Genomic DNA, 5,313 nt, shown 5'->3' with positions numbered 1-5,313 from the left:
GCAAACCGCAATTTATCCGGTGCTCGCTCCCGCAAGAAATCATCGGGGGCAATATCTAGCGTATATCCCCATGGCAAGCGTCGTTTGCCGAAGCGCTTTAACCAGGACCGCTCTGCTGAAGGCAATTGATCGGGAATATTGTCCGACCGGTAGGCTGTCGGGGCGTAGTAAGAGGTCTGCTCTGCCGTCATAGCGCAGTCTTCGCTCTGTGTGTTTTTTCATCAGCCCAGAACAGACGTTCAATGCTTTCAAAATCTGGCTTCGCATAGGACGGTTCGAAGGGCGTAGGGTCCTTGGGGGGTGGAGCGGGAAAGACCCAGATGCGCTGCCCGTCGTTCAAGCTGAACTGAGCACGCACTCGCCATACGTGATAAACCTCGGGCAGGTTCGCGAGAGGTTCTGCCTTGTAAGAAAACGGCGTGTTCACAAACAGTTCCAAGGCATCTGGCCAAAGCCTGTGGGCAAAGGGCGTCACGTCGATTTGGGAGCTGTTCGTTCTGCTGCGCTCACTGCTTGCTTCGAAATAAACCTCGAAGCTTTTCAGGTTAAGCAGCGCTTTAGTATTTAAAGAACTCGGCCCCCCGAATAGCCCGCTCAGATTGCTTTCAATACGGATACGTGTGTTAGCACTGCGTACTTCGAAGGGCACCGTGTCGCGAAAATCCAGCTTGGCATCAGACTTGAAATCCGGGTTGCGATCTACGCCGATACGGATGTTAGCCAGCAGGCTGACCAGGTAATAAAAAGCTGTTTGGGGATCACGCAGGTGCTCCGCCATTTTGTAGGGATCATCCCCAAAAGGACCTTTTTTCAACCAGTCTTCCACGGGACTACTGCTAAACATAAAAACCCAGGCGGCCCCTATGCCGATTAAAAGCAAACAAGCCCAACCCGCTGGCGATAGACCGAGAAACGCACTGCTACTGACGATGAGACTACCGGCTGCGCCGATAAGCCCGCCAGCGGCCATAAGCAAGTGGCCGATATAGCCATCGTCGCCCCATCGGTAGGAATACCAGGCGTCATAGAGGTTAAGACCGGCGAACAGAAAACCTGCACCGACCAGGCCAAGGAGGCGAGCGCTGACTTTTTTGACCAAGCGATTGCTTAGCGATCCAAGAAGAAGCTTGGCGAACGTGTCAGAAATAGTGAATAACGTCTTGCGCCCTGCAGCCAGAACAGACTTGCTACCCGCTAGTTTTACTGTGAGAGCCTCCATTGCTATAGCGAGATCTAACCAAGCCCCTGAAACGCCTACTTCCGCCCTAAGCTGACCTTTTTCCCTCCTTACTTGCTCCTGTGCCTCCAACTCATTCCTCAAATTCCAAAGCTCCAGCCCCACCACTACCCCCGCAAATGGAGCCGAATTCAACACCTCGAAAAACCCGTTACTGCGTAGCCCATCAAGCTGCTTCGCCGCCTTCTCTATAGCGCCAGCCTTTTCAGCCGTATCCGCTGCGCTGTCCATCAATTCTTTCTGCCACGCCTCATTGAAACGCCGATTAGCGCCTCGCACCGACGTTGCGGTGGGGTGTTGCCCCGGCATGCCCAGTACCTGTCGGTCAGGCGAGAGTATTACGGGCTGCTCGGCGTAGCCGTGGCGCTCAGCTGGACTTTTCATGACCCCGTGTTGATTGCGATATACCCCATACGTATGGGCAGAACGGTTGGGCTGCTCGGGCAAGTCGTCCAGACCGAAAACGTAGTAGTCCTTGTGATGGGCCTCGGCACGGGCAAGGAAATGCAGATCGCCAAAGGTGTCTGGCAGCATGCTGCGCAGTTGAGCAACGCCCCGCCGTTGTATCTCAGTACTTGCACGCCAAGGTGTGGAGGATTGCCGGGTGCCCGTCTGCTTCGCTTTGTGCAAAGCCTGCTCCGCAGCTTCGACAGCGCCTTGCAGGTTTTCATGGACAGCAATGAGTGCCCCAGCGGCACCTTTGGCAGCTGTCGTGAGCGTGGAGTTGAGATTGCCGCTTTTAAGCAACGTCGCCAGGAACAGGCTGTTGATATCGCCAGGGCTTGCAGGCGGGGAAAAGTTGTTCCGCTCGATTTTCGCCAGCTCAGTGGCGCGAAACTGTCCATCGCCCTGATTAATTTCAGGCTCACTGGGAGGACGATAAGGAGCGTTGAGGTCTTGCTGCTCGACATCCGGCCAAAGCATCCGGTGCAGCGGATGCTCTAGATCGTTGACGACTTTAGCGAGCCAGCGCTGACTTGCGCTCTCCTTTGGACTGTAAAGACTGAGCAGGGTTACGGCATCAGTAATGTCGCCACTGACCGCCAATGGATCGTAAGCCGCTGGGCGCAACGCCAGTGTGACGAACATCTGGCTGATGAAGTAGATAGAGGCCGCGTATTTGAACCCGTCCTGGCTTGCGTAATCAGCAAGGCTCTGCTCGGTGTGGGGCTTTTGCAAGCACTCGCAGAGCAGCGACTGGCTCATTTCCAGGCTGCGCCACAACTGGGTGCGCTCACCGGTGGCGGTAAAGCGGTTCAGGTCCAACCGGCCTTGCTCTTTGAGATGGTCCAATTGTTGATGCATCGGGTTCTTCTGGCCGCCTATGGACGCGGGCACGATCAACTGCTGTACCAGCAGCGCGCTGCCGTGATGGGCGTACTGTTGAGCCCGTGCGCCACACAACTCCAGTAACTCCTGTTGTTCTTGAATGCGGGTGTTCAGATGACGCATTCGGTAATGCGTGTCCACCAGCATTACGCCGTAGAGGTGTCGGGTACGAGCATTCGATAGGACGTCCTCTGCAGGTGGATGAGCCTCCCATAGTCCGCTGTTGTGTTCCGCGGTCGGCTCAACGATTTGCTGCAGACGCTGCGCCCAGGCTCCTGTTTCGAGGCGTTGCGGAAGATAAGCGGCCTTCCCCTCCTCACACGTTTGAACGTGCTGCCGTGCAGCCTTGAAAGCAGTAGCCAGAAACTGCCCACTCAGGTCACACAAATACTGGGCGGGTTGATCGAGCATCCATTCGAAACCAATCTGCCGCCCGCGTTGCGGCGCTGGAACCGACACCGGGAAGGCATGCTGCCTGAGGTTCAACCAGGTGGCATGAGCAGCGCTCGTTTCTGACTGACGGATGACGTCAAATGCATCGAAGGCGCTGAACGCTTCAAGCATGGCCATACCATCGGGCTTGTCCTGAAAGCGACGGTTGGAGGCATCTTGGGCAACCCTGAGGTCGGGTCGTTGGCAGCGTTGTTTCCGTAGTGCCGGATCCTGCTCCAGACGTTTGAGTCGCGCATGGTTGAGCTGCACTTCGCTGAAGCATAATTCGGCTTCAACGCGTCGATTGTTCCAGTTGGCGGGCAGCCAGATGTCGTCCAGTCCCTTGCCCGTGGCTAGCCGGGCATCATCGGCATACCCGCCTTCAATGCGGAACCTGTCCAGATCGATGTCGTGATAGGTCGTGCCTTCGTCGGTGACCTGGACTTCCAGTTCACGCCACAGGTGATTACCAAGGAACACATAAATATAACCGGGACGGCATAGCACCAGCGTACCGTGGTCATGGGCACTGTTGATTCCGGGCAGCGCCACGAACGGTAATATCGGAACGATCTGGTTGTGCTGCTGATCCAGTTGCCGGACTGTGATGCCGACGTCAGGCAGCGGTAACAGAATCGGTGGCCCACACTCTGAGTCAACCTCAAGCATCATCCGGTGCCGAGGATCGCCGCTCCAGTCCCAGACATGCAACATGCTCGGCGCACACATGAACGCCGTAATGGTTTCCGGACAATCCTGAGCGGTGAGCGCATCCAGTCGTTTGTCGCTGTCGCGCTCATAAAAAGCCAGGCGCTGGCTCACAGGATGGTCATTACCCACCACTTGAACGATGAGTTTGTTGATTTCACAGCAAGGGCCACGACTCAGATCGCCAACGTTGTGCGACATCTCAGTTTTCCTGTCCGGTGGTGTTTTTTTGCAGGTGGTGCAGCAGGTAGGCAAAACGAATTTCGTCGGAGCCCTTAGGCAACTCATGCGGCACGTCAGCCGCTGGATAGTCCCGACGCACATTCAGGTAATGCTCAAGCGAGTCAGCCTTTGTAAATCCGTAGCCCAGCCCTTCATGCAGCCACTGCTGGCCTCGTGAAAAACAAAGGTCACTTTGTTTGAGCCACCATCGGTACAGGAAGTGATCCTGCTGATGGCACCGAAGGGCCTGTTGTTGACGGCTGTCGAGCGCGGATTCACAGTCCATCGGCTTCCAGCTTTCCGCTTCCGGGTTCTCAATATTCCGCCAGGAATAGGTGTTCGAGGCTCGGTTTGCCCACGTCCCGCCGTACCAACTCAAGAGGCTGATAGGTCCAAGCCAGTATTTGAGCGAGTCGGGCTGACAGGACGGGAAAAAATAGCTTGCGGTTACGGGGTTGGAATACCGTAAAACACCTCTGCCCAGGTCATCAAAACGGACCAGCAAAATTTGACGCAGATGGGCCAGCACCACCGATGTCGGGTGCTTACTCTGGATGATCAAACCAGGCCAATCTTCAGGTGTTTGCTGAACTGCCTTGAGCAAGTCCGAGGCTTCATCGGTCGTTACCAGAATCGGGCTTTGCTCGGTATAAGCTGCTAACTCAGTCGTGTCGAAAAGCATCGAGAGCTGGGGAGCGCCTATATTTCGATATAGCTGTGGCAGAACTGACTCTGCACGTTCAAGCAATATCCAGGTGTTCATCACTGCCCCCCTTCACGCAATTTTCTTGCACAAGGGCAATGCGCCAACGGGCACTCCATCGGCGTTTTGCCTTCAGGCTTCTGGCAAAGCTCGACAATCGGGGTGTCGCCCACCAGTAGCTCAGGAAGCGCCAGACTTGAATGATCTGCAGCAGACCTGGGCGGAGTGATTGCCGCTTGCTTGTCCAGCGAAATCGGCAGTGAGGGAACCGCAGGCATCCCCGGCACCGGAATCCCACCCAACAAAATCGGCACGCTGGTAAAAATCCCGGCGGGAGTAATCGATATCCAGTGACCACCTGCCTTGATCGTCGTACTGAGCGTGGCGTCGACTATCATGTTTTGCCCGGCCGACAGGTGTATTTCCTGCGCTGCGCTGACCAGATGATTGGCCGCGCTGATGTGCTGGTTACCGACCACCGTCAACGAGTCATCAGCCAGCACCTGGGTTTTGCGTGCCCCATGCGTGAGATGGTGTTCTTCGCCGTGCAACTCATGGCTGGACAGCCCGGTGACATTGACCTTGCGCTGGTTATCCACCTGGATCGACTGATCATTAAGTACATGCTCAGACCAGTTGCGTTGAGCGCGGATGGAAATGGACTCGGCACCTTTGCGGTCTT

General features: G+C 55.9%; 2 protein-coding genes and 2 pseudogenes. All 4 read right to left on the bottom strand.

Annotated features, from left to right (window positions below; all coding sequences use genetic code 11):
• A pseudogene (locus CKW31_RS29985) lies at positions 1–191 on the bottom strand (hypothetical protein); the annotation flags it as partial.
• A complete protein-coding gene (locus CKW31_RS26360) occupies positions 188–3,907 on the bottom strand; it encodes a toxin VasX (protein ID WP_095101589.1) in 3,720 nt (1,239 codons plus the stop codon). The pseudogene CKW31_RS29985 and the gene CKW31_RS26360, both read right to left, overlap by 4 nt.
• 1 nt (position 3,908) lies before the next feature.
• Positions 3,909–4,691 (bottom strand): DUF4123 domain-containing protein, encoded by a 783-nt coding sequence (locus tag CKW31_RS26355; RefSeq protein ID WP_095101587.1) that lies wholly within the window; start codon positions 4,689–4,691, stop codon positions 3,909–3,911.
• Positions 4,691–5,313, bottom strand: a pseudogene (locus tag CKW31_RS29940) (type VI secretion system tip protein VgrG); the annotation flags it as partial. The pseudogene CKW31_RS29940 and the gene CKW31_RS26355, both read right to left, overlap by 1 nt.

The organism is Pseudomonas sp. Irchel 3A5, assembly GCF_900187575.1.
Taxonomy (GTDB): domain Bacteria; phylum Pseudomonadota; class Gammaproteobacteria; order Pseudomonadales; family Pseudomonadaceae; genus Aquipseudomonas; species Aquipseudomonas folii.
This window is presented reverse-complemented; position numbering and strand designations above follow the sequence as displayed.